General features: G+C 69.1%; 17 protein-coding genes. 14 read left to right on the top strand and 3 right to left on the bottom strand.

From position 1 onward, the window contains the following. Window positions 1-64: 64 nt before the first annotated feature. Complete coding sequence (locus QUW25_RS06880) at window positions 65-976, top strand: TIGR02452 family protein (RefSeq protein WP_289511474.1); 912 nt, start codon at window positions 65-67, stop codon at window positions 974-976. A gap of 9 nt (window positions 977-985) precedes the next feature. On the opposite strand, the gene QUW25_RS06875 is transcribed toward QUW25_RS06880, so the two are convergent. From QUW25_RS06875 to QUW25_RS06865, 3 genes are read right to left on the bottom strand one after another with little or no spacing between them, the layout of a single operon-like run. Beyond that, window positions 986-2176: an ABC transporter permease gene (locus QUW25_RS06875; protein WP_289511473.1), complete on the bottom strand. Its 1191-nt coding sequence runs from the start codon at window positions 2174-2176 to the stop codon at window positions 986-988. Beyond that, the gene (locus QUW25_RS06870; protein ID WP_289511472.1) at window positions 2163-3347 is read right to left on the bottom strand and encodes an ABC transporter permease; all 1185 of its coding nucleotides are present in this window, start codon (window positions 3345-3347) and stop codon (window positions 2163-2165) included. The genes QUW25_RS06875 and QUW25_RS06870 overlap by 14 nt, the downstream gene beginning before the upstream one ends. A gap of 11 nt (window positions 3348-3358) precedes the next feature. Then, window positions 3359-4297, bottom strand: a complete 939-nt coding sequence (locus tag QUW25_RS06865; protein ID WP_289511471.1) for an ABC transporter ATP-binding protein — start codon at window positions 4295-4297, stop codon at window positions 3359-3361. A 139-nt stretch (window positions 4298-4436) separates the two neighbouring features. On the opposite strand from QUW25_RS06865, the gene QUW25_RS06860 reads away from it, so the two are divergent. The 13 genes from QUW25_RS06860 to QUW25_RS06800 all read left to right on the top strand — a co-directional run bounded on the left by QUW25_RS06860 (window position 4437) and on the right by QUW25_RS06800 (window position 20372). Further along, window positions 4437-5558 carry a sensor histidine kinase gene (locus QUW25_RS06860; RefSeq protein ID WP_289511470.1) on the top strand — a complete coding sequence of 374 codons (1122 nt, stop codon included), beginning with the start codon at window positions 4437-4439 and terminating at the stop codon, window positions 5556-5558. Continuing rightward, window positions 5543-6184 carry a response regulator transcription factor gene (locus QUW25_RS06855; protein ID WP_289511469.1) on the top strand — a complete coding sequence of 214 codons (642 nt, stop codon included), beginning with the start codon at window positions 5543-5545 and terminating at the stop codon, window positions 6182-6184. Before QUW25_RS06860 ends, QUW25_RS06855 begins: the two co-directional genes overlap by 16 nt. A 355-nt stretch (window positions 6185-6539) precedes the next feature. After that, on the top strand, window positions 6540-8192 hold the full coding sequence (locus QUW25_RS06850) for a CTP synthase (RefSeq protein WP_289511468.1): 1653 nt from the start codon (window positions 6540-6542) through the stop codon (window positions 8190-8192). A gap of 19 nt (window positions 8193-8211) precedes the next feature. Further along, window positions 8212-9108 (top strand): site-specific tyrosine recombinase, encoded by an 897-nt coding sequence (locus QUW25_RS06845; protein ID WP_289511467.1) that lies wholly within the window; start codon window positions 8212-8214, stop codon window positions 9106-9108. Window positions 9109-9888: 780 nt separating this feature from the next. After that, window positions 9889-10350 carry a division/cell wall cluster transcriptional repressor MraZ gene (locus QUW25_RS06840; RefSeq protein ID WP_289511466.1) on the top strand — a complete coding sequence of 154 codons (462 nt, stop codon included), beginning with the start codon at window positions 9889-9891 and terminating at the stop codon, window positions 10348-10350. A gap of 17 nt (window positions 10351-10367) precedes the next feature. Next, on the top strand, window positions 10368-11330 hold the full coding sequence (gene rsmH / locus QUW25_RS06835; protein WP_289511465.1) for a 16S rRNA (cytosine(1402)-N(4))-methyltransferase RsmH: 963 nt from the start codon (window positions 10368-10370) through the stop codon (window positions 11328-11330). Window positions 11331-11576: 246 nt separating this feature from the next. Then, window positions 11577-12074: a cell division protein FtsL gene (gene ftsL, locus QUW25_RS06830; RefSeq protein ID WP_289511464.1), complete on the top strand. Its 498-nt coding sequence runs from the start codon at window positions 11577-11579 to the stop codon at window positions 12072-12074. A gap of 41 nt (window positions 12075-12115) precedes the next feature. After that, complete coding sequence (locus QUW25_RS06825) at window positions 12116-13867, top strand: peptidoglycan D,D-transpeptidase FtsI family protein (RefSeq protein WP_289511463.1); 1752 nt, start codon at window positions 12116-12118, stop codon at window positions 13865-13867. 17 nt (window positions 13868-13884) lie between these two features. After that, window positions 13885-15324: a UDP-N-acetylmuramoyl-tripeptide--D-alanyl-D-alanine ligase gene (locus QUW25_RS06820; protein WP_289511462.1), complete on the top strand. Its 1440-nt coding sequence runs from the start codon at window positions 13885-13887 to the stop codon at window positions 15322-15324. Then, a complete protein-coding gene (gene mraY, locus QUW25_RS06815) occupies window positions 15321-16352 on the top strand; it encodes a phospho-N-acetylmuramoyl-pentapeptide-transferase (protein WP_289511461.1) in 1032 nt (343 codons plus the stop codon). The genes QUW25_RS06820 and mraY overlap by 4 nt, the downstream gene beginning before the upstream one ends. A gap of 13 nt (window positions 16353-16365) precedes the next feature. Then, complete coding sequence (gene murD, locus QUW25_RS06810; RefSeq protein ID WP_289511460.1) at window positions 16366-17775, top strand: UDP-N-acetylmuramoyl-L-alanine--D-glutamate ligase; 1410 nt, start codon at window positions 16366-16368, stop codon at window positions 17773-17775. Between the two features lie 2 nt (window positions 17776-17777). Then, on the top strand, window positions 17778-19241 hold the full coding sequence (gene ftsW, locus QUW25_RS06805) for a putative lipid II flippase FtsW (protein WP_289511459.1): 1464 nt from the start codon (window positions 17778-17780) through the stop codon (window positions 19239-19241). Window positions 19242-19244: 3 nt separating this feature from the next. Further along, entirely contained in the window at window positions 19245-20372 is a 1128-nt protein-coding gene (locus QUW25_RS06800) for a UDP-N-acetylglucosamine--N-acetylmuramyl-(pentapeptide) pyrophosphoryl-undecaprenol N-acetylglucosamine transferase (protein WP_289511458.1), read from the top strand. Window positions 20373-20463: the final 91 nt, after the last annotated feature.

Genomic DNA, 20463 nt, shown 5'->3' with positions numbered 1-20463 from the left:
GCTTGCGGTGATCTTGGCTCCGCCGTTGTGCGAGAATGACAGAAAAGCCGACGAAGGGGGCAGGATGGCCGAGAAGAGCGCACGTCGAGATGGTCGCGGACCCAGCCGAGCCGAGCTGGCCCGGCGCCACGTCGAGGATATGGACCGGCGGTTTCCTGATGAGATCGCTGCAGCCGTTGCCTCGACGCGCGTCTACGACGCGGCTCCGTCCATGCGGGTGACAGAGCCGTGCGTCCCGCAGGTGAGCGTGGTTGACGAGGACTCCGTTGCCGCGGTCCTCGCGCGCGGGCGCGGCCTGGCCTCTGCCTGCGACCTGGCCGTCCTTGACTTCGCCTCGTTCCTGTACCCCGGCGGCGGCTACGAGCGCGGCGCATGGGCGCAGGAGCAGGCGCTCTGCGCGGCGAGCTTCCTCTACAACGTGCTGCGCGAGAAGGGCGCCTGGTACGCGGAGAACCGTCGGCGCAATCTGAACTGCCACCTCTACCGCAACCGGGCGCTCGTGGTGCCGCGCGTGCGCTTTGAGCGCGACGACTACCACTCCTACGCGGACGTGATCGTGGCGGCCGCGCCGGACGCGCGCCGCGCCCGCGAGGAGTACCACGTGGGGGAGGACGCGCTGCTTCGCGCCCTGCGCGACCGCATCCGGCTGGTCATGGCTATCGCGGATGACCTGGGACACAAGAAGCTCGTGCTCGGCGCCTTCGGCTGCGGCAGCTTTGGCTGGGAGGCGGCCGCGGTGGCGGAGGCCTTTCGCATCGAGCTGGAGCGCGGGACGCATGCCGCGCGCGAGGTGGTCTTCGCGGTGCCCCGCGGCCGCTTTGACGAGAACCTCGAGGTCTTCGAGCACGCGCTGGCCACGTTCCCCGAGGTCAACGATGCCCCGTACGTGAGTCGCGCCGAGCGCGCTGCCGCCGAGGCCGAGCGCTCCGTCGCGGATGACGTCGACGAGGACGAGGACTGGCGCCAGTACCTGTAGGCCCGCCGCCTAGGACCGGGCGCGGGCGCGCGCCAGCGCGGTCCCGGCCACCGCGATCGCCACGGCGAAGAGCGCCACGATCGCGGACTGTGTGAGCACGCTCGCCACGAGCTCTCCGGTGAGGCCGTCGGACGCGTACACCGCGCCCATGGCATGGACGGACCACCAGATGGGGGTGAGGCGCGCCACGGCCGTCACCGCCGCGCCCATGCTCGCCTGCTGGACCCAGGTCCCGCCCAGGAACGTGAGCACCATCGATCCCATGTTGCCCGCCGCGTGCGCGATGTCCCCGGTGGCCCCGAGGCCCCAGAGCAAGTAGCCGTACGCCGCGCCCACGCAGGCTAGGGCCAAGAGCGGCACCTGCGCGAGCGCCGCCAGCCGCACGTCCGAGCCCGCGAGCGACTCCGCGCACCAGAGCGCCCCGAGCAAGCCCATCGCCGCCCAGACTGCGAGCCCCACGCCGAGACAGGCGAGCGCGAGCTGGGTCCCGCGCGCCGTGTCGGAGACCGGGGCCGCGAGCAGGCGCGCCGTGACCGGCTGGTCGCGCCCGAGCGAGCGCAGCCCGCATGCGATGAGGATGGCCGTCCCGCCAAAGAGGGCGTAGGTCGAGAACTGCATGAAGACGAGGTAGTCCGTCGGCAGCGCCCCGGAGTCGCCCGACTCTATGACGCCCACCTCAAGACGGGCCCCCTCCGACGCCCGCGCCTCCTCCGCGCAGGCCACGGCCTGATCCACGGAGAGCCCCGTGCCGGCGAGAAGCGCGTAGAACTGCTGGGCGTAGGCGCGCACGCGCTGGTCGGCGAGCGAGCCGCGCGCGTCGCTGTAGCTCACCACGCACTCGAGCTCCGGCATCTCGGCGCCCTCGCGGGCCGCCGCCTCGAGGGCCTCCCCGTAGCCCGCGGGGATCACGAGCACGTAGTTTGCCAGGTCCTTGGCGGCCGCGTCCTGCAGCGCGTAGGTGGTGTCGGGCAGCTCCACGAGCTCGCCCGCCTCGGCGGCGCAGCCGGCCAGCGCCGCGGACACCGCGGAGCCGTCCCGGTCAATCACGGCCACGGTCGGCCGGGCGGCCTCGTAGGCGCTCGAGTCCGTGCCTACGTAGGAGGCCATGAGCCAGCCAAAGGCCCCGAGCATGACCACGTAGAGGGCGAGAAGCCCGCGGTGCCGCAGGACCACGCGCCCAGCAAGCCTAAAGAGCTGCATAGCGCTGCCTCCTCATGAAGAGCGCCGCCACGGCTAAAAGCACGGCGGAGATGGACAGGATCGTGCCCACGGACTGGGCGAACGGCGCGAGCGAGTCGTAGAACGCCAGACGGTAGAAGGCCTCGCCGACCTGCACCGCCGGGTTTATCGCCTGCGCCCACGGCAGGTGGAGGGAGAGCCAGTCGGCCAGGCGAAGCGACGGCGTGCCGAAGAGCCCCGCCGGGAGCGAGAGGCCCATCGTCGCGATGGTGCAGATGACGTCCTTGGCGGACGTGGAGAGCCGCGGGATCGAGCCGATGAAGGTTCCGATGGCGCAGCTCACCAGCGCGCACGCGGCGCAGGCGGCAACGGCCAGCCCCTCTCGGCCGCCAAAGGAGACGTCCGCGACGACTCTGATGTAGACGAGCGCCACCACAAGGCAGACAAAGACCACGACCCACGCGGCGAGAAGGGCACTTGCGAGCTGGCGGACCGGCCCCACCGCGCCGAGCTGGCGCCGCGCGCCCTCCGGCGAGCCGTCCGCGCGCTTGGTGACCACGAGCAAAAGCGCCACCTGCGCGCCCATGAGGCTCGAGAAGCCGAGCATCGCGTAGTAGTAGCGCGCGAACTCGCTCGACTCGGTGCGCAGGACGGAGAGGCGCACGCTCTCCACGTCGTCGCCGGCAAGCGCCTCGGCAAGGCGGGTCGCGGCGTCCGCGGAGGGGAGGGCCGCCGGGTCGGCCTCGGCCACGGTCGCGAGCGTCGAGGAGACCTGCAGGTAGCGCTCGAGCACGAGCTGCACCACCGCCTGGTCCACGGTCCCGGTGGAGCGGGCGGGCACCTCCATGCGCGGTGCGGCGTCCGCCGAGGCCACGACGTAGGCGCAGACCTCCTCGGACTGCGCCCCCTCGGCGGCGCTCGCCTCGTCGGGGTAGGTCACGACCTCGAGGACCGCTTCCTCGCCGGAGGCGAGCTCGTCCAGCACGGCGACGAGCTCGTCGGCCGCCGCCGAGCCGTCCGAGACCACGCCCACGCGCGCCGCGTGCGCCGCCTCGCCGGAGGCGTAGCCGTCGAACATGAACACGAAGACCGTGGCCAAAAGCAGCGGGAACAGCAGCACCCAGATGACCACGCCGCGGTTGCGCAGCGCCTGGGTGAGGTCAAAGCGCAGAAGCGAGAGCACGTCTTTCACGGCACACCCCCCTAGTCGCGCAGTTCACGGCCGCAGAGCTCGAGGAAGACGTCGTTCAGGGTGGGAGGCTCGCTCCAGACGCGCCCGCAGCTCACGCCGGCCGCGCGCAGCTCCTCGAGCACGTCCACGAGCGCGTGGGCGGCCGGCGCGCAGTCCACGCGCAGCTCGCCGTCGGCGTAGGAGGCGCGCCTCACGCACGGCAGCGCCTCCAGGCGCGCGAGCGTCTCGGGTGCGAGGGGCCCCGTCTGCGCCACGATCTTCTCGCCGGCGTCTATGAGGCGCTTGAGCTCGTCGCAGGTGCCCTGCGCGATGGCGCGCCCTGCGTCCATGATCATGACGCGCCCGCAGATCTGCTCGACCTCCTCCATGTAGTGGCTCGTGTAGACCACGGTGGCGCCTGAGTCACGCAGGCGGCAGATGCCGTCCAGGATGGCGTTTCTGCTCTGCGGGTCCACGGCCACGGTGGGCTCGTCGAGGAAGAGCAGCTCGGGCCGGTGCGCGATGCCGCAGGCGATGTTGAGCCGGCGCGCCAGGCCGCCCGAGAGCCTGCGCGGGCGCTTGGTTGCGTGCTCGGCCAGGCCCACGAAGTCGAGCGCCTCGTCCACCAGGCGGCGGCGCTCGCGGCGGTCGGGAACGTAGAGCGCGCAGAAGGCATCCACGTTCTCGCGCACGGTGAGCTCGTCGAGCACGGCCACCTGCTGCGGGACCACGCCGATGCGTCGCTTGAGGTCGTGGCGGGAGGGCGCCATCGGCTCGCCGAAGAGCTCGATGGAGCCGCGGTCGTAGGTGAGCAGCTGCAGGATGCAGTTGATGGCCGTGGTCTTGCCGCAGCCGTTGGGGCCCAGAAGGCCGAAGATCTCCCCCTGTGCCACGGCGAGGTCGAGGTGGTCGAGCGCCAGCGTCTGACCGTAGCGCTTCACGAGCCCCTCCACGCGCACGATGTCGGTCATGTCTCCTCCTTATGCGGTCGGTGGCTCAAGTGTGCGTCGTCGGCCGTGCGCCCGGAAGTGACGTATGTCACGAGAAGGACGGGCGGTACGTGACAGATGTCACGGGTGTCGCCCGCGCCGCGCCTGCTAGAATCCCCGCATGGAAAGAATCGCTGACAAGTTTGTGGCGCTCGCGTGCTGCGCCGGCGCGCTTGCCCTCACGGGGACGGGCGCTGACGTCGTGGGCTCGCTGCTCGCCTCGATTGCCTGCGCGTTTGCCCCCGAGCTGCTTCGCGGTCGCGCGCGGCTCGTGCCGACCCTCGCCTACGCGGCGCTTTCGCTCGCGGTGCCGGTGGCTGGCGCCTTCGTGGCGCCGGTCGCCTACGACCTGGCCGCCGGGCATCGCACCCGCTGGCTCGCCGCCGCGTGCGCGCTCCTGCCGCTTGCCGCCGCCTGGCGCGGCGAGCTCGTGGCACCCGCGGCCCTCGTCGCGCTTCTCGCCGTGCTCGTGGCCTCGCTGCTTGCCGGGCGCACGAGCCGCATGCTGGGGCAGCGCGCGGAGAACCTCCGCGCGGCAGACGCCCTGCGCGAGCGCGAGCTGGCCCTCGAGGCGCGCAACCGCGACCTCATGGACGCGCAGGACTACGAGGTGCGTCTCGCCACGCTCTCCGAGCGGGCGCGCATCGCGCGCGAGATTCACGACAACGTGGGCCACCTGCTCACGCGGGCGGTCGTGCAGGCAGAGGCACAGCGCGTGGTCCACGCCGGGCAGGAGTGCGAGAGGGACTTCGCGGCGGTGGCTGGCACGCTGCGCGAGGCCCTCGACGAGGTGCGCGCGAGCGTGCACGACCTGCGCGACGACGGCTGCGACCTCTCCGTGCAGCTGCGCGCGGCGGCGGAGGCCGTCTGCGCGGACTCTGGCGTAGAGGTGAGCTGCCGGACGGAGGCGTCCGACGTGCCGCTGGCGGTGGCGAGCTGCCTTCTGGCAGTGGCTCGCGAGGCGCTCTCAAACACGCTGCGCCACGCGCACGCTCGGCACGTGAGCGTGGAGTTCGCGGAGCACCCGGGGATCTGGAGGCTGCGGGTGGCCGATGACGGAACTCCGGGCGCGGACGCGGGCCCGCCTCCTGCCCCGGGCTGCCCGGGCATGGGGCTTGCCTCCATGGAGGAGCGGGTCCGTGCGCTTGGTGGCACCTTCCGGGCCGGTCCCGGGGAGCACGGGGGCTGGGTGGTCTTTGCCAGCGTGCCGAGGCGAGAGGAGCCGAGATGCGACTTGTCATAGCCGACGACGACGCAGTGGTGGCGTCGTCGCTCGAGATCGTGCTCGGAGCGCAGCCGGACATCGAGGTCGTGGGTTGCGCCTCCGACGGCGACGAAGCCGCGCGCCTGGCGGCCGAGCTCGCGCCCGACGTGGTCCTTCTTGACATCCAGATGCCGGGCACGGACGGCCTCGCGGCGGCGGAGCGGATTCTCGCGTGTCCGCACCCTCCGCGCGTGGTCTTCCTCACGACGTTCTCCGACGACGAGTACATCGTGCGCGCGCTCTCGCTTGGTGCCGCGGGTTATCTCATCAAGCAGGACGTGGGCGGGGTTGCTCCGGCCCTGCGCGCGGTCATGGCGGGGCGCAGCGTCCTGGAGGGCGAGATCCTGGAGCGAGCCGTCTCCCTCGGTGCCCCCGCAGGTGGGGGAGACGCGTCGGAGCCTGACCTCGTTGCTATGTTCCCGCAGCTCACGGGGCGCGAGCGAGAGGTCGTGCGCCTCGTGGCGGAGGGTCTTGACAACCGCGAGGTGGCCGCGGCGGCCTACATGGGGGAGGGCACGGTGCGCAACCACATCAGCCAGATCCTCGCCAAGCTGGGGCTTCGCAACCGCACTCAGATAGCGGTGGCCTACTGGCGCGCCCTGTAGGGAAATTGGGGACGTGTTATTTCTCTCAGAGAATTTGGGACAGGTCGCCTCTCCCGGGGAGGAGGGCATGTCCACCGTCTGCGCGTCCTGACGTAGGCCGCTGGTGACGCGGTGGGTGGCGCCCGCGACGCCCGCAATGCCCGCGAGCTTGCGACGCCCGCAGCGCTTAAGTAAGCGGGGTAGTTGCACCTTCCTACCCCGGACTCCCAAGCGGCCGGGAGCGATCGGCCCTGTTTCTTGCCCGTAAGCCAATGTTTCGCGTCTGCGTCGGAATCGGCGAGCGGGCTCACCGCTCCTCTCGGCGCGCGCTATCATGGAGTCCCGTGGAAACAAATCGATTCTGCGGGAGGTCCTCATGACAAAGCACATTTTTGTGACCGGCGGCGTGGTCTCGTCTCTGGGCAAGGGCATCACGGCGGCCTCGCTCGGCCGTCTGCTCAAGGCGCGCGGGTATCGCGTCATGATGCAGAAGGCGGACCCCTATCTCAACGTTGACCCGGGCACGATGAGCCCGTTCCAGCACGGCGAGGTCTTTGTCACCGAGGACGGCTACGAGTCCGACCTCGACCTCGGCCACTACGAGCGCTTCATCGACGAGAACCTCACGCGCAACTCCAACTTCACCACGGGTGCCATCTACCAGGACCTCATCTCCCGCGAGCGCGCCGGCGACTTCCTCGGCGGCACGGTGCAGGTCATCCCGCACGTCACGGACGCCATCAAGGAGCGCTTCTGGCGCATCGAGGAGCAGACCGGCGCGGATGTGGTCATCACCGAGCTCGGCGGCACCATCGGCGACATCGAGGGCCAGGCCTTCGTGGAGGCCATCAGGCAGTTTCGCAAGGAGAAGGGCGCGGCGGACTGCTGCATCATCCATGTGAGCCTCGTGCCCTACATCGCCGCGGCCCACGAGCTCAAGTCCAAGCCCACCCAGCACTCGGTGCGCGAGCTGCGCTCCATGGGCATCCAGCCGGACTTCATCGTCTGCCGCTCGGACCACGAGGTGGACGCCTCCCTGCGCGCCAAGATCGCGAGCTTCTGCGACGTTGAGTCGGACTGCGTCTTTGAGAACTCGGACTGCCCCTCCATCTACGACGTGCCGCGCCACCTTGCCGACCAGGGCTTTGACGTGAGGGTCTGCGAGCGCCTGGGCCTCGAGCCGCGCGAGTGCCACATGGAGGGCTGGTACGACTTCACGGACGCCCTGCTCGAGGCCGGCGAGAAGGACGACGTCACCCGTATCAGCGTGGTGGGCAAGTACACGCAGCTCCCCGACGCCTACCTCTCCGTCATCGAGGCGCTCCACCACTCCGGCGTGCTCTTTGGCCGCCACGTTGATATTCGCCTGGTGGACGGCGAGGCGCTGAGCCAGGAGAACGTCGAGGAGGTGCTCGGCGGCTCCGACGGCATTCTCGTGCCCGGCGGCTTTGGCCTGCGCGGCATAGAGGGCAAGGTGGCGGCCGTCCACTGGGCGCGCACCAAGAAGGTGCCCTACCTCGGCGTCTGCCTGGGCCTTCAGGTTGCCGTGTGCGAGTTTGCCCGCAGCGTCTGCGGCATGGAGGGCGCCAGCTCCACGGAGTTTGCGCCGGATTGCGCCTACCCCGTGATCGACCTCATGCCCGAGCAGGAGGGCGTCACCGAGAAGGGCGCGACGATGCGCCTCGGCGCCTATCCGTGCAAGGTGGTCTCTGGCACCCTTGCGGAGGAGGCCTACGGCGCGCCGCTCGTCTACGAGCGCCATCGCCATCGCTTTGAGGTCAACAACGCCTATCGCGAGCGGCTTGCGGAGGCCGGTCTCGTCATCTCGGGGCTCTCTCCGGACGGGCGGCTCGTCGAGATGGTCGAGCTGCCCGAGGACGTTCACCCCTGGTTTGTGGCGAGTCAGGCGCACCCCGAGTTCAAGAGCCGCCCGGACCGTCCGGCTCCGCTCTTCAGGGAGTTTGTGAGGGCGGCGGTCGCGCGCCACGAGGGCTGCGACCGCCACGACGTGAGTCCGCGCAGCGAATAGCGGTTGGAGGGGGGCCGAGGTGAACCTCGAGCGCGCGAGAGGGGAGTACCTGAACTACCTCGCCGTCGAGCGGGGCAGCTCGGAGAACACCATCGCGTCCTATGGCCGCGATCTCGCCCGCTACGTGGCCTGGCTCGTCGAGCGCGGCGTGAGCGATCCCGAGGACGTGACGCGTGAGCTCGTTGAGGCCCATATCGGGGCGCTCGTCGAGGTGGGCCTGGCCCCCGCCTCCGTGGAGCACGCGGTCTCCGCGATCAAGGGCTTTCACCGCTTCATGGTGACCGACGAGATCTGCTCCGCCTTTCCCACCTCAGACCTCCCGCTTCCCGCAAAGCCGTCGCACCTCCCGGACGTGATTTCGGTTGACGACGCCGAGCGCCTGCTCGACCAGCCGTTCCCCTCAACGCCCGCGGGCCTGCGCGACCACGCGATGCTCGAGGTCCTCTACGGCTGCGGCCTGCGCGTGAGCGAGCTCTGCGGCCTCGACCAGCGCGCCATCCAGCTCGAGGACGGCCTGCTGCGCGTCTTTGGCAAGGGCGAGAAGGAGCGCGTGGTGCCGGTGCTCGGTGCGGCCGCCGCTGCCCTGGAGGACTATCTCGACCGTGGCCGCGGCGCGCTCGTGGGACGCAGGCCCACGGACGCCGTGTTCCTCAACGTGCGCGGCGGGCGCATATCGCGCCAGTCCGTGCACGCCACCGTCGAGAAGTACGGGCGCGTGGCGGGCCTCAAGGGCTTGCACCCCCACACCTTGCGACACAGCTTCGCGACGCACCTGCTGGAGGGCGGGGCGGACCTGCGCGTGGTGCAGGAGCTTCTCGGCCACGCCAACATCACAACGACCCAGCTCTACACCCACGTCGACCGCTCTCACATACGGCGCGTGTACCTCGCTGCCCACCCCCGCGCCCGGGAGTAGGGGGAGCGCCCCGCCCCTCCCGTCTTGCTCACTGCTGCGCAGAAATCGCAGACGAGAGGGGCGGGGCGGTTCCCTACTCCCGGGCGCGCGCGATCGAGGTCCCCTGGGGGGCGCCGGGAGGAGACGGTCCCCTGCGCTGTCTTGCTCCCTTCTCGCCGAAAGAATCTCGCCTCTGTACAGGTCTTCACGTCTCGCCGCCGAGAAAAGCGCTCCTCTGTACCGGCCCCCAAATCTCCGCCGAGAGAATCCTGCCTCTGTACCAGTTTTCGCTGTTCTTGCCGAGAAAAGCCTGCCTCTGTACCGAGGGCGGATCGGGGGTGTTGGTTGGCTTGGTACAGAGTGCTGATTCTCTCGGCATGGCTGGTACAGTGCCTCGCTTTTCTCGGCGTCTGTCAGCCTTGGCTGGTACAGACCCGCGGCTCTCTCGGCATGCGTCGCCGCGGCTGGTACAGGGCCTCGCTTTTCTCGGCGTGTCAGCGTGAATCTGGTACAGCCCCGCGGTTTTCTCGGCGCGCGTCCAGCCGGTTCTGAGCGGCGCTTTCACGGCGGCAACACAAATCGTTTGCGAGAAATGCGAACAGGTGGGGCGCCTCTTGTGGTGGGCTCGTCAGTGAGGCCCCATATCTAGGGTCCCTAGCTTGCAAAAAACCGTCCGCGCCCACATATCAACCGCAAGGTGTAGCAAAGTGTTTTTCTGTGTCGCAAAGTGTCGCGGATGACGTATAGTATTCGCACGCTCCAATCGGGGGCGAGGTTTTCGTCTCTAGAGGGGAGGGTGACATGCTCGCCGGTTCGTATCCGATGTCCGTGGATGCCAAGGCGCGCGTTACCCTGCCGGCCGTCTTCCGCAAGCAGCTGATCGACGGCGATAGCAAGACGATATACCTTCTCCCGCTCAAGGAGTGTGTGAACGGCTTCACTCCCGAGGGACTCGAGAAGTTCATCGACGGCCTCTTCATTGAGAACGGCGAGAACCGCTTTGACTCCCGCAGCCGTAAGGACGTTCAGCTCAAGTCCCGCCTGTGGGCGAGCGCCGTTGAGGTCGACATCGACTCCGCCGGACGCGTTGCCCTCGGAAAGCTCGACTCCGCCAAGGTGGGAACCCGCGAGCGGCTCGGCCTTACCGCCGACGTGACGGTCGTGGGCGCCGGGGACCACTTCGAGGTGTGGAACACCGAGCTGTGGAACACGACGCAGGAGAGCTTCGAGGACGAGCTCGACGCGCTCCTCTACCGCGACTAGCCAAGGGGGTGGAGGTCTTGACAGCAGAATATCGGCACGTACCCGTGATGCTCGCCGAGGTCCTGCGCGAGCTCGACCCCCAGCTGGGAGAGATCGTGTGCGACTGCACCCTCGGTGGTGCGGGGCACACCGTCGAGCTCGCCCGCCGCGTGGCCCCGGACGGCCTGTCGCTTGGAATCGACCAGGACGACATGGCCCTCACCGCCGCAGCGGCACGCCTCGAGCGCGAGGTGCCCGAGGCGAGCGTCAGGCTTCTCAGGGGAAACTTTGGGGACCTCGACGAGCTTCTCGTTGAGGCGGAGGTGCCCGGGGTCGACTGCTTTCTCTTCGACCTTGGCGTCTCGTCCCCGCAGCTCGACATCCCGGAGCGCGGCTTCTCGTACCACGAGGACGCGCCCTTGGACATGCGAATGAGTTCGGGTAACAACACCCTAACCGCAGCTGAGGTCGTAAACACCTACAACGAAGCAGACCTCGCCCGAATCCTTCGCGTATACGGCGACGAGCGCTATGCCAACCGCATTGCCCGCCGCATCGTCGAGACCCGCTCAAAGGCTCCCGTCGAGACCACCCTTCAGCTGGTGGAGGTCATCAAGGCCGCGATTCCCGCGGCGGCGAGAAGAACCGGCGGCCACCCGGCTCGCAAGGCCTTCCAGGCGCTGCGCATCGAGGTCAACCACGAGCTGGACGTTCTCGATCGGGGACTCAGGGCGGCGATTCGCTGGGCCAACCCGGGTGGCAGGATCTGCGTCATCTCCTACCACTCCCTGGAGGACCGCATCGTCAAGCACGTCTTCTCCGAGATGTCGCAGGGGTGCACCTGCCCGCCGGACCTCCCGGTGTGCGTGTGCGGTCACGTGCCGATAGTCGAGGTCAGGACGAGAAAGCCGCTCGTTGCCTCCGGCGACGAGATCGAGGCCAACCCCCGTTCGCGCAGCGCCCTCATGCGCGTGGCGGTCAAGCTGGACGTTACGGACTGAGGGCACAACGGGTGAAGTAGCCGGCGTAAGCCGTCTACGAGAGACAACAAACGAGGCACCACCACAGCACAAACGCACCCTAAACGCACCACCAACGAACCACAACGATCTGGCAAAGACGGTATCAACTCTTAAGGTCGCTACAGCACAGCTTGAGACATAAACGTCAAGCAACCCTCAAGCTCCCAGCGTACCTGCCACGTACGAATGATTCACAGCACATCAGCTGAGTAGCGGGGAAGTGTCATGAGGTATCAGGGTTCTGAGGCATATAACGTGGCTGCGGCCGAGAGGAGGCGCGAGCGTCTTGAGCGCTCGGCGCGCCCGTCCTTTGAGGTCGTTGACGGCGGCGGCCTTGATGCCCGCGCCCGCGCCGGCGTCTCCCAGACGTTTGTCATGCGCGTCCGCGCCGTTGTTGCCATCGCGGCGGTCCTCGTCGTCATGGGCATGGCGCGCGTTGCCCTCGCCTCTGCGACGGTCTCAGTCCTCCAGGCAAACGCCGATCTCTCCGCGCAGATCGAGGAGGCGCAGACCCTCAACAGCGATTTGAGGATTGAGCGCTCCGTCCTCTCGAGCAACTCGCGCATCAGCCGCATTGCCACGCAGAACTACGGCATGGTCCTGCCCACCGAGTCGGTCCACGTGAGCTCCCCCGAGCCCGCCCCCTCCGAGGAGGCCGCTCCCGCTGATGGGGAAGCTGCGCAGACGGCAAACGAGACGGGCGCCATCAGCGACGTGTCGTAGACTGTTCTGTCGTGAGCAGAAGAAGCAGACAGAGCCGCAGCGTGCGGCGTTCGTATCCGGAGGCCTCGTATGACGAGGCCTCTCGTGCGCGTTACCACGTAAGGGCCTCGCGCCCGGGTGGCTCGGGCAGCGGTGGCTCCGAGAAGGGCCTCTCCGTGACGCGCCGCCTCTTCATGGGCCTCTTTGGCATCGTTGCGGCGCGCCTCGCCTGGCTCCAGGTGGTCGACGCCGGCAACCTCTCTTCCAAGGCCGAACTGCAGCGCACCAACGTGGCCACGCTGCACGCCAAGCGCGGCACGATCTACGACCGCAACGGCAACATCCTCGCCATGAGCGAGGAGTGCAAGACCATCTACGCCAACCCCGAGGCCGTGAGCGACCCCTCGGGCGTGGCCGACGTCCTCGTGGAGCTTCTCGGCGGCGAGAAGGACACCTACATGGACCTTCTCACGATGGACGGGACCTTCGTCTACATTGAGCGCCAGGTTGACCAGGGCGTGGCCGACGAGCTCAAGAGCCGCCTTGCCGAGGCGGAGCTCTCCGGCATCTACTACCTGCCGGACATGAAGCGCGTCTACCCCTACGGGAAGGTGGGCGCCCAGGTCATTGGCTACGTGGGCACGGACGGCACCGGCCTCTCCGGGCTCGAGTACTACTACAACGACATCCTCACGGGCACCGACGGCGAGATGCTCATGGAGACGGGCCTCGACGGCACGCCCATCGCGGGCGGCGCCTCGCAGGTCACCGAGGCCAAGGACGGCATGGACCTCGTCCTCTCCCTCGACATCGACCTCCAGGAATCCTGCGAGAACATCATCTCGCAGGCCGTTCAGACCTACAACTCAGACTCCGGCTCCGTGATGGTGACCGACCCTCTCACGGGCGAGATCATCGCGGCCTGCTCCACGCCGCTGCCGGACTTCTCGGACCTCGACTCGACCTCCCTCAACCTGAGGCTCGTCTCGGACTCCTACGAGCCGGGCTCGGTCTTCAAGGTCCTCACGACCTCCATTGGCCTCGACCTGGGGCTCTACACCAAGGACACCGTCTACAACGTCCCGGCGTTCTATAAGGTTGGCAACGACTACGTCTCGGACGACGACGGGCGCGACTACGCCCTCGACATGAGCGTCGAGTACATGCTCGTCCACTCGTCCAACCCCGCCATGTCCAAGCTCGTGCTCGAGGTCATTGGCCCGGAGCGCTTCTCCGAGGGCGTTGACCGCTATGGCATCGGCCACCTCACGGGCATCGACTTTCCGGGCGAGGTCGAGGGCATCGTGAAGACCCTCGAGGAGTACGACGGCTCCACCGCGGGCTCGATGGCCTTTGGCCAGGGCCTCGCCATCCCCATGGTGCAGATCGTCCGGGCGTTTGGCGCCGTTGCCAACGACGGCGTTCCCATGACCCCGCACTTCCTCGTCTCCAAGGGCGGGGAGGACGTGGAGTGGCCGGCGGGGGAGCGTATCATCTCCGCCGAGACGGCCAACGAGGAGACCGTGATGATGCGGGGCGTCATGCGGGAGGGCACGGGCAAGAACGGCCAGGTTGAGGGCTACGACTTTGCCGGCAAGACCGGCACGGGCGAGCAGGCCTCCGAGGAGGGCGGCTACGCGGCGTTCCACTACGTGGCGTCGCTGTGCGGCTTTGCCAACGCCGACAACCCCGAGCTGCTCGTCTACGCGGGCCTCAACGGCACCGCCTACCTCGCCCTGGCCTCCTCCGCGCACGTCTTTCACGACGTCGCCGCGCAGGCAACGACGATCATGGGCGTCAAGCCCGTTTCCTAGACTCAGGAGAAGAGCAGATGATTCACCTTTCTGTAGAGGAGATAGCGCGCGACACCGGGGCCTCGCTCGTCCAGGCCGGCACGCGCGACGTGGCGGGTGACGTGGTCATCGACTCCCGCGCAGTGGGCGAGGACGGCCTCTTCGTCGCCTTTGCCGGCGAGCGCGTGGACGGCAACGCCTACCTGGCACAGGCCGCCCGCTCCGGCGCCGCCGCCGTCGTGGCCTCGTCCGAGGTCCCCGCCGAGGCGCTCGCTGCCGCCGCGGAGGCCGGGTGCGCTGTCCTGCGCGCCGAGGGCGACGACTGCGAGGAGTTCCTGCTGCGCCTGGCGCGCCGCTGGCGCGAGCGCCATCCCGAGTGGCTCGTCGTGGGCGTCACGGGCTCGGTGGGCAAGACCACCACAAAGGAGATGCTCGCCGCCGGCATTGGCTCGCAGCGGCGCACCCACGCCACCGCGGGCAACTACAACAACCTCATCGGGCTGCCGCTCACGGTGCTCGCCGCGCCCGAGGACTCCGAGATCCTCGTCTGCGAGCTCGGCATGAACCACTTCCACGAGATCGAGCGCATGGCGGCCTGCTGCGCGCCCACGCTCGCCTGCATCACCAACGTGGGCACGAGCCACATCGGGCTTCTCGGCAGCCGCGAGAACATCGCGCGCGCCAAGGCGGAGATCGTCTCCGGCATGCGCGCCAACGGCGGCGTGGAGCCCATGCTCGCCCTCATGGGCTCGGGCGACTTCACGCCCTTCATCGCCAACGGCTACGCGATCCCGGCGGGCGTCGACGTGATGCTCGTGGGCGCCTCGGAGGGCGACGCGGTTCGCGCGGAGGGGGTAACCCTCAACGCCGAGGGCTGCGCCACGGCTACGCTCGTCTGCTCAGACGGCTGGCGCCGCACGATCACCCTCTCGGTCCCCGGCAGGAAGTCCGTCGACGACCTCCTGCTCGCGCTCGCCGTCATCTGGCGCCTCGGGCTCGACCGCGACGCGGCCGTCGAGGCCATCGAGCGCATGCCCGCGGCCCACATGCGCCTTGACGTGCAGGTCTCTCCCAAGGGCGTGCGCGTGATCGATGACTCCTACAACGCCGCCCCCGCCTCGATGGCCTCCTCCCTCGACGTGCTCTCCTCCATGGACTGCGAGGGTCGTCGCATCGCGGTTCTCGGCGAGATCGGCGAGCTCGGCGACGAGGCGCCGCGCCTCCACGGCTACGTGGGCGCCTACGCTGCCGCCAAGGGCGTCGACCTGCTCGTGCTCGTGGGGGGCGAGCTCGCCGACGAGATGGCCGAGGCCGCGCGCACGATGGGCCTCTCCGAGGACGCCATCGAGCGCTTCGAGACGGTCGAGCGTGCCGTCGAGGTCATGGGACCGGTGCTTTCCGCCGGTGATGTCGTGCTTGTCAAGGCGTCGCGTGCCTCTGGGCTCGACGCCTTCGTGAGGGGAGTGCTCGCTTCATGATCGGAAATCCCGCCTATCCCACCTACCAGGTGTTTCTCGCCGTGGGCATTGCCGCCCTCGTGACGGGCCTCCTCATGCCGCTCTTCATCAGGCTCATGCGCCACGAGGGCGTGGGCCAGCAGATTCGCGCGGACGGCCCGCAGCGCCACCTCGTCAAGCAGGGCACGCCCACCATGGGCGGCCTCATCATCCTCGTGGGCGTGCTCGTCTCCACGGCGCTCATCGCCCAGTGGACGCCCGGCCTCATCCTTGCCGTGGCCGTGACGCTGCTCACGGGCTCGCTCGGCCTGCTCGACGACATCGAGTCCGTGGCGCACGGCCGCTCGCTCGGCCTCACGCCCTCGCAGAAGATGGCGGGCCTCATCCTCATCTCCGTCTCGTTTTGCCTCATTGCGGTCAACGTCTGCGGCGTGGCCCCGGCGGTGCGCTTCCCGGGCGGCCTCTCCATCGACCTCGGCGTGCTCACCACCACCTTCTCGCTCGGCGACACCCCGGTGAGCGTGCCGTGGCTCTACGTCGTCTTTGTCTTCCTGCTCATGGCGGGCCTCTCCAACGCCGTCAACCTCACCGACGGCCTCGACGGCCTCGCGGGCGGCTGCACGATGGTGGTCATGCTCGTCATGGCCATGGTCGCCTTCCGCTACAACGAGCTCGACCTCGCCATCTTTGCCGGTGCCATCGCCGGCGCCTGCGTGGGCTTCCTCTGGCACAACTGCTACCCCGCCACCATCTTCATGGGCGACACCGGCTCGCTTGCCCTCGGCGCCGCCTTTGCCGCGCTCGCCGTCCTCACCAAGACCGAGGTCACCTCCCTCATCATGGGCGGCCTCTTCATCGCCGAGGCGCTCTCGGTGATGATCCAGGTTGCGAGCTTCAAGCTCACGGGCAAGCGCGTCTTCCTCATGGCGCCCATCCACCACCACTTTGAGAAGAAGGGCTGGGCCGAGACCAAGGTCGTCATTCGCTTCTGGATCGTCTCCGCCGCCTTTGCGGCGCTCGGCTTTGCCCTCTACTTCCAGCTTGGATAGGAAAGTGACGAGAATGACCACGGCTTCAAGCGCCCATCTCGGAAACGTCCTCGTGCTCGGGCTCGGCCGCACCGGCGAGTCCGTCGCGCGCCACCTCGCCGCCCTTCTGGGCACCCGCGTGGACTCCGTCACGCTCTACGGCGGCGCCTCGTCCGCCCCCGGCGAGAAGACCCGCGAGCTCGAGGAGGCGGGCGTGAGGGTGGTGTGCGGCACCGAGGACGTGCGCGGGAGCTATGACCTCGCCGTGGCGTCCCCCGGCATCCCCGAGTCCTCCGCGTTCTTCCGCGCTGCCGCCGCCCGCTCGTCAGAGATCATCGGCGAGCCGGAGTTTGCCTTCCGCGAGAGCCCGGAGCGCTGGGTGGTCATCACCGGCACCAACGGCAAGACCACGACCACCTCGCTCACCACGCACCTGCTCCGCGAGGGCGGGTTTGCCGCGGAGTCCGTGGGCAACATCGGCACGCTCGTCACCGACGAGGTTGCGTCCCGCCCCGAGGGGGGCTGGTTCGTGGCCGAGCTCTCGAGCTTCCAGCTTGCCACCACGCGCCTTCTGCACCCGCGCGTCTCGGTGATCTTGAACGTCACGCCGGATCACCTGGAGTGGCACGGCACGATGGAGGCCTACGCCGCGGCCAAGGAGCGCGCGCTCGAGAACCTGGGGCAGGGCGACCTTGCCGTCGTCTCCGTGGACGACGAGTACTGCCGCGCCATGGCCGAGCGCGCCGAGGGGCGCGGCCTGCGCGTCTGCCGCCTCTCCGTGCATGGGGAGCCCGAGGGCCCCTGCGCCGCCTTCCTGCGCGGCGGCGAGCTCGTCGTCCGCCTTGACGGCGCGGAGACAGCGCTGCTGCCTGCCTCCGAGCTCAAGATCTTTGGCCTGCACAACGCCGAGAACGCGCTCGCCGCCTCCGCGGTTGCGCTCGAGCTCGGCACGGCCGCGCCCGACGTGAGCCGGGGCCTTTCCTCCTTCTCGCCCATCGAGCATCGCATCGAGCCTGCCGGCGAGGTCGGCGGCGTGCGCTTTGTCAACGACTCCAAGGCCACCAACACGGACTCCGTGGAGAAGGCCCTCACGGCCTTTGACGCGGGGACCATCGTGGTCCTGCTCGGCGGGCACGACAAGATGACCGACCTCTCCTCGCTTGCCGAGGCCGTGTGCGAGCGCTGCCGCGTCGCCGTGTGCTTTGGCGAGGCGGGGGAGCGCATTGCCCGCGCGCTCGAGTCCGCCCGCGGCGAGAGGGACCTCGAGGTCCTGCGCGCGGAGCACCTGCGCGATGCCTTTGGCGTTGCCGTCCGCGCGGCGCGCCCCGGCGACACCGTGCTGCTCTCGCCCGCCTGCTCATCGTTTGACGAGTTCAACAACATGGGCGAGCGCGGGCGCCTCTTCAAGGCGCTCGTGCGCGAGCTCGCTGACGGGGAGGTCTAGCCGTGGCGGCCCTCTCTCGGACAAAGACGGCGCAGCGCCGCTCGCGCGGCGGCTCGCGCGAGGAGCGCACGATCTTCGGCGTGCCCGAGCGCTTCATGCGCCCGCGGCTCGTGCTGTTTGCCGTCGTGGGCATTCTCGCGGCGTTTGGCGTGCTCATGGTCTACTCCGCCTCGTCCGTCTCGGCGCTCAACTCCACCGGTGACGCCGCCTACTACCTCAAGCGCCAGCTGATGTTCCTCCTGGTGGGCGCGATTGCCGCCGTGGTTCTCGCGAAGAGCGACTACCGGCTCTGGGCAAAGAGCCTCCTTCTGCCCATCTGGGCCGTCACCGCGCTCATGCTCCTTGCCGTCATTGCCCTCGGCACGGATAACGACATGGGCGCCACGCGCTGGATCAACCTCGGCTTCTTTGACCTGCAGCCCTCGGAGTTTGCCAAGATCACCGTCATCTTCACGGCGGCAGACATCGCCGAGCGCTACTACGAGGAGGGCTCCATCGACTGGTCCACCTTCATCAAGCTGCTCGTGGCCGGCGTGGGCGTGCCCATCCTGCTCATCCTCATCCAGCCCGACAAGGGCACCACGATGGTTCTGTGCCTCACGCTCGTGGTGATGGGGTACCTCGCGGGCATGCCCAGGGGGTTTCTCGCCATCGTGCTCGTGGGCGGCGCGCTCGCCTTCCTGGCCCTCTCGCTCAAGGACGACTACTCCCGCCAGCGCCTCCTCACGATGCTCGATCCCTGGCAGGACCCCTACGGCACCGGCTACCAGCTCATCCAGGGCTTCTATGCCTTTGGCTCGGGCGGCCTCTTTGGCGTGGGCCTGGGCTTCTCCAGGCAGAAGTACTCCTACCTGCCCATGGCCCACAACGACTTCATCTTTGCCATCATCGGCGAGGAGTGCGGCCTTGTGGGGACGATCGGTCTGCTCGCGGGCTTTGCCGTCTTCCTGTGGGCGGGCTTCCAGATCGCGCGCTACGCGCCGGACCTCTGCGGCAGGCTCATCGCCGCGGGCTGCACGAGCATCGTGATCGTGCAGCTGCTGCTCAACGTCTGCGGCGTCCTGGGGCTCTTCCCGCTCTCCGGCAAGCCCATCCCCTTTGTGAGCTACGGCGGCTCCTCGATCATCGCGAGCATGATGCTCGTGGGGCTCATCGCCTCCGTCTCGCTCCACTCGAGCCTGCCGGAGACCACGCACGACAGCGCCCGCCGCTCGTGGCAGGTCGAGGGTGACGACGGGCGTCCCCGCGGCGGCCGCGGCCTCACCGTCGTTGAGGGCGGGGCGAGCTCCCCGCGCGCGTCGAGCGGCAAGGGCGCCAAGACCGTCCGCAACGCCCGCGGCGTTTCCGGTGCCAGCCGCGCGGGCGGGACGCAGCGAAGGATCAACCTCGGGCCCAGCCCAACCGACCGCCTGCGCGGCGCTCGCGGCGGGTCCCGGGACACATGGGGAACACGACGAGGGAGATAGCTTATGGGCGGGAAGAGGCTTGAGGTTGCCATCGCGGCGGGCGGAACGGCGGGTCACATCAACCCCGCCCTCGCGCTGGCGGAGGAGCTGCGCGACCGCGGCCATCACGTGACGTTCTTTGGCCAGACGAGCAAGCTTGAGGGCAGGCTCGTTCCCGAGGCGGGCTTTGAGCTCGTCCCGGTGGTAGTCTCCGGCTTTGACCGCTCGCGTCCCTGGACGCTCGCCAGCTCGCTCTACCGCATGCGCCGCGCCCAGGGGCAGATCGCGCGGCGCTTCTCCGCCACGGGCGCCCCGGACGTTGCCGTGGGCTTTGGCGCCTACGTGGAGATGGCCCTTCTCAACTGCTGCCATCGCCTGCACGTGCCCTACGTGCTCCACGAGCAGAACTCCGTGCCCGGCCTTGCCAACAAGGCGCTCGCACCGCATGCGGCGACGGTGTGCATCTCGGTTCCCGCGGCGCGCGAGGTCTTTGAGCGCGAGGGGAGGACGTCCCCGAGCGTGGTGCTCACCGGCAACCCCGTCCGCAGGAGCGTCGTGAGCGCGAGCCGCGAGGAGGGCCGCGCCGCCTTTGGCGTGGAGCCCGAGGAGACTATGCTGCTGGTCTTTGGCGGATCTCTCGGCGCCGCCCACATCAACCAGGGCGTCACCCGCCTCAAGGACGAGCTGCTCTCCCGCGAGGGCCTCGTCGTGGTGCACTCCACGGGCGCCGACGGCTTTGACGAGACCGTCTCCGCCCTCGCCCTCACGCCCGCCGAGCAGCTGCGCTGGCGCGTCATGCCCTACATCTCCAACATGGGCCAGGCCCTCGCCGCGGCTGACCTCGTGCTTTCGCGTGCCGGCGCCTCCTCCATCGCGGAGATTGCCGCCCTTGCGATTCCGAGCCTGCTCGTGCCGTACCCCTTCGCCACGGCCGACCACCAGACCACCAACGCCCGCTACCTTGTGGACGCCGGCGCCGCGGCGCTCGTCTCGGACGACAAGATCGACGAGCCGGTCTTCACCGAGGAGCTGCTCGGCCTGGTGGACGACCCCGCCCGCCGCGCCGCCATGCGCGAGGCCGCCCGCGGGCTCGGCCAGCAGAGCGCCGCGGCCGCCCTCGCGGACCAGGTGGAGCTCGCCGCGCGCGGCTAGCGCCGGGTCCTTCTCGCCGCGGGGACCCTTCTCGACGTTCTTGTCGCACATTCCGTCGCCTTGCGTCCCCGCCCCCGCTTGCGGGGACCCT

The sequence above is a fragment of the Thermophilibacter provencensis genome, assembly GCF_030372065.1.
Taxonomy (GTDB): Bacteria; Actinomycetota; Coriobacteriia; order Coriobacteriales; family Atopobiaceae; genus Thermophilibacter; species Thermophilibacter provencensis_A.
The sequence above is the reverse complement of the archived record's forward strand: the minus strand, read 5'-3'. Positions and strand labels throughout refer to the sequence as shown.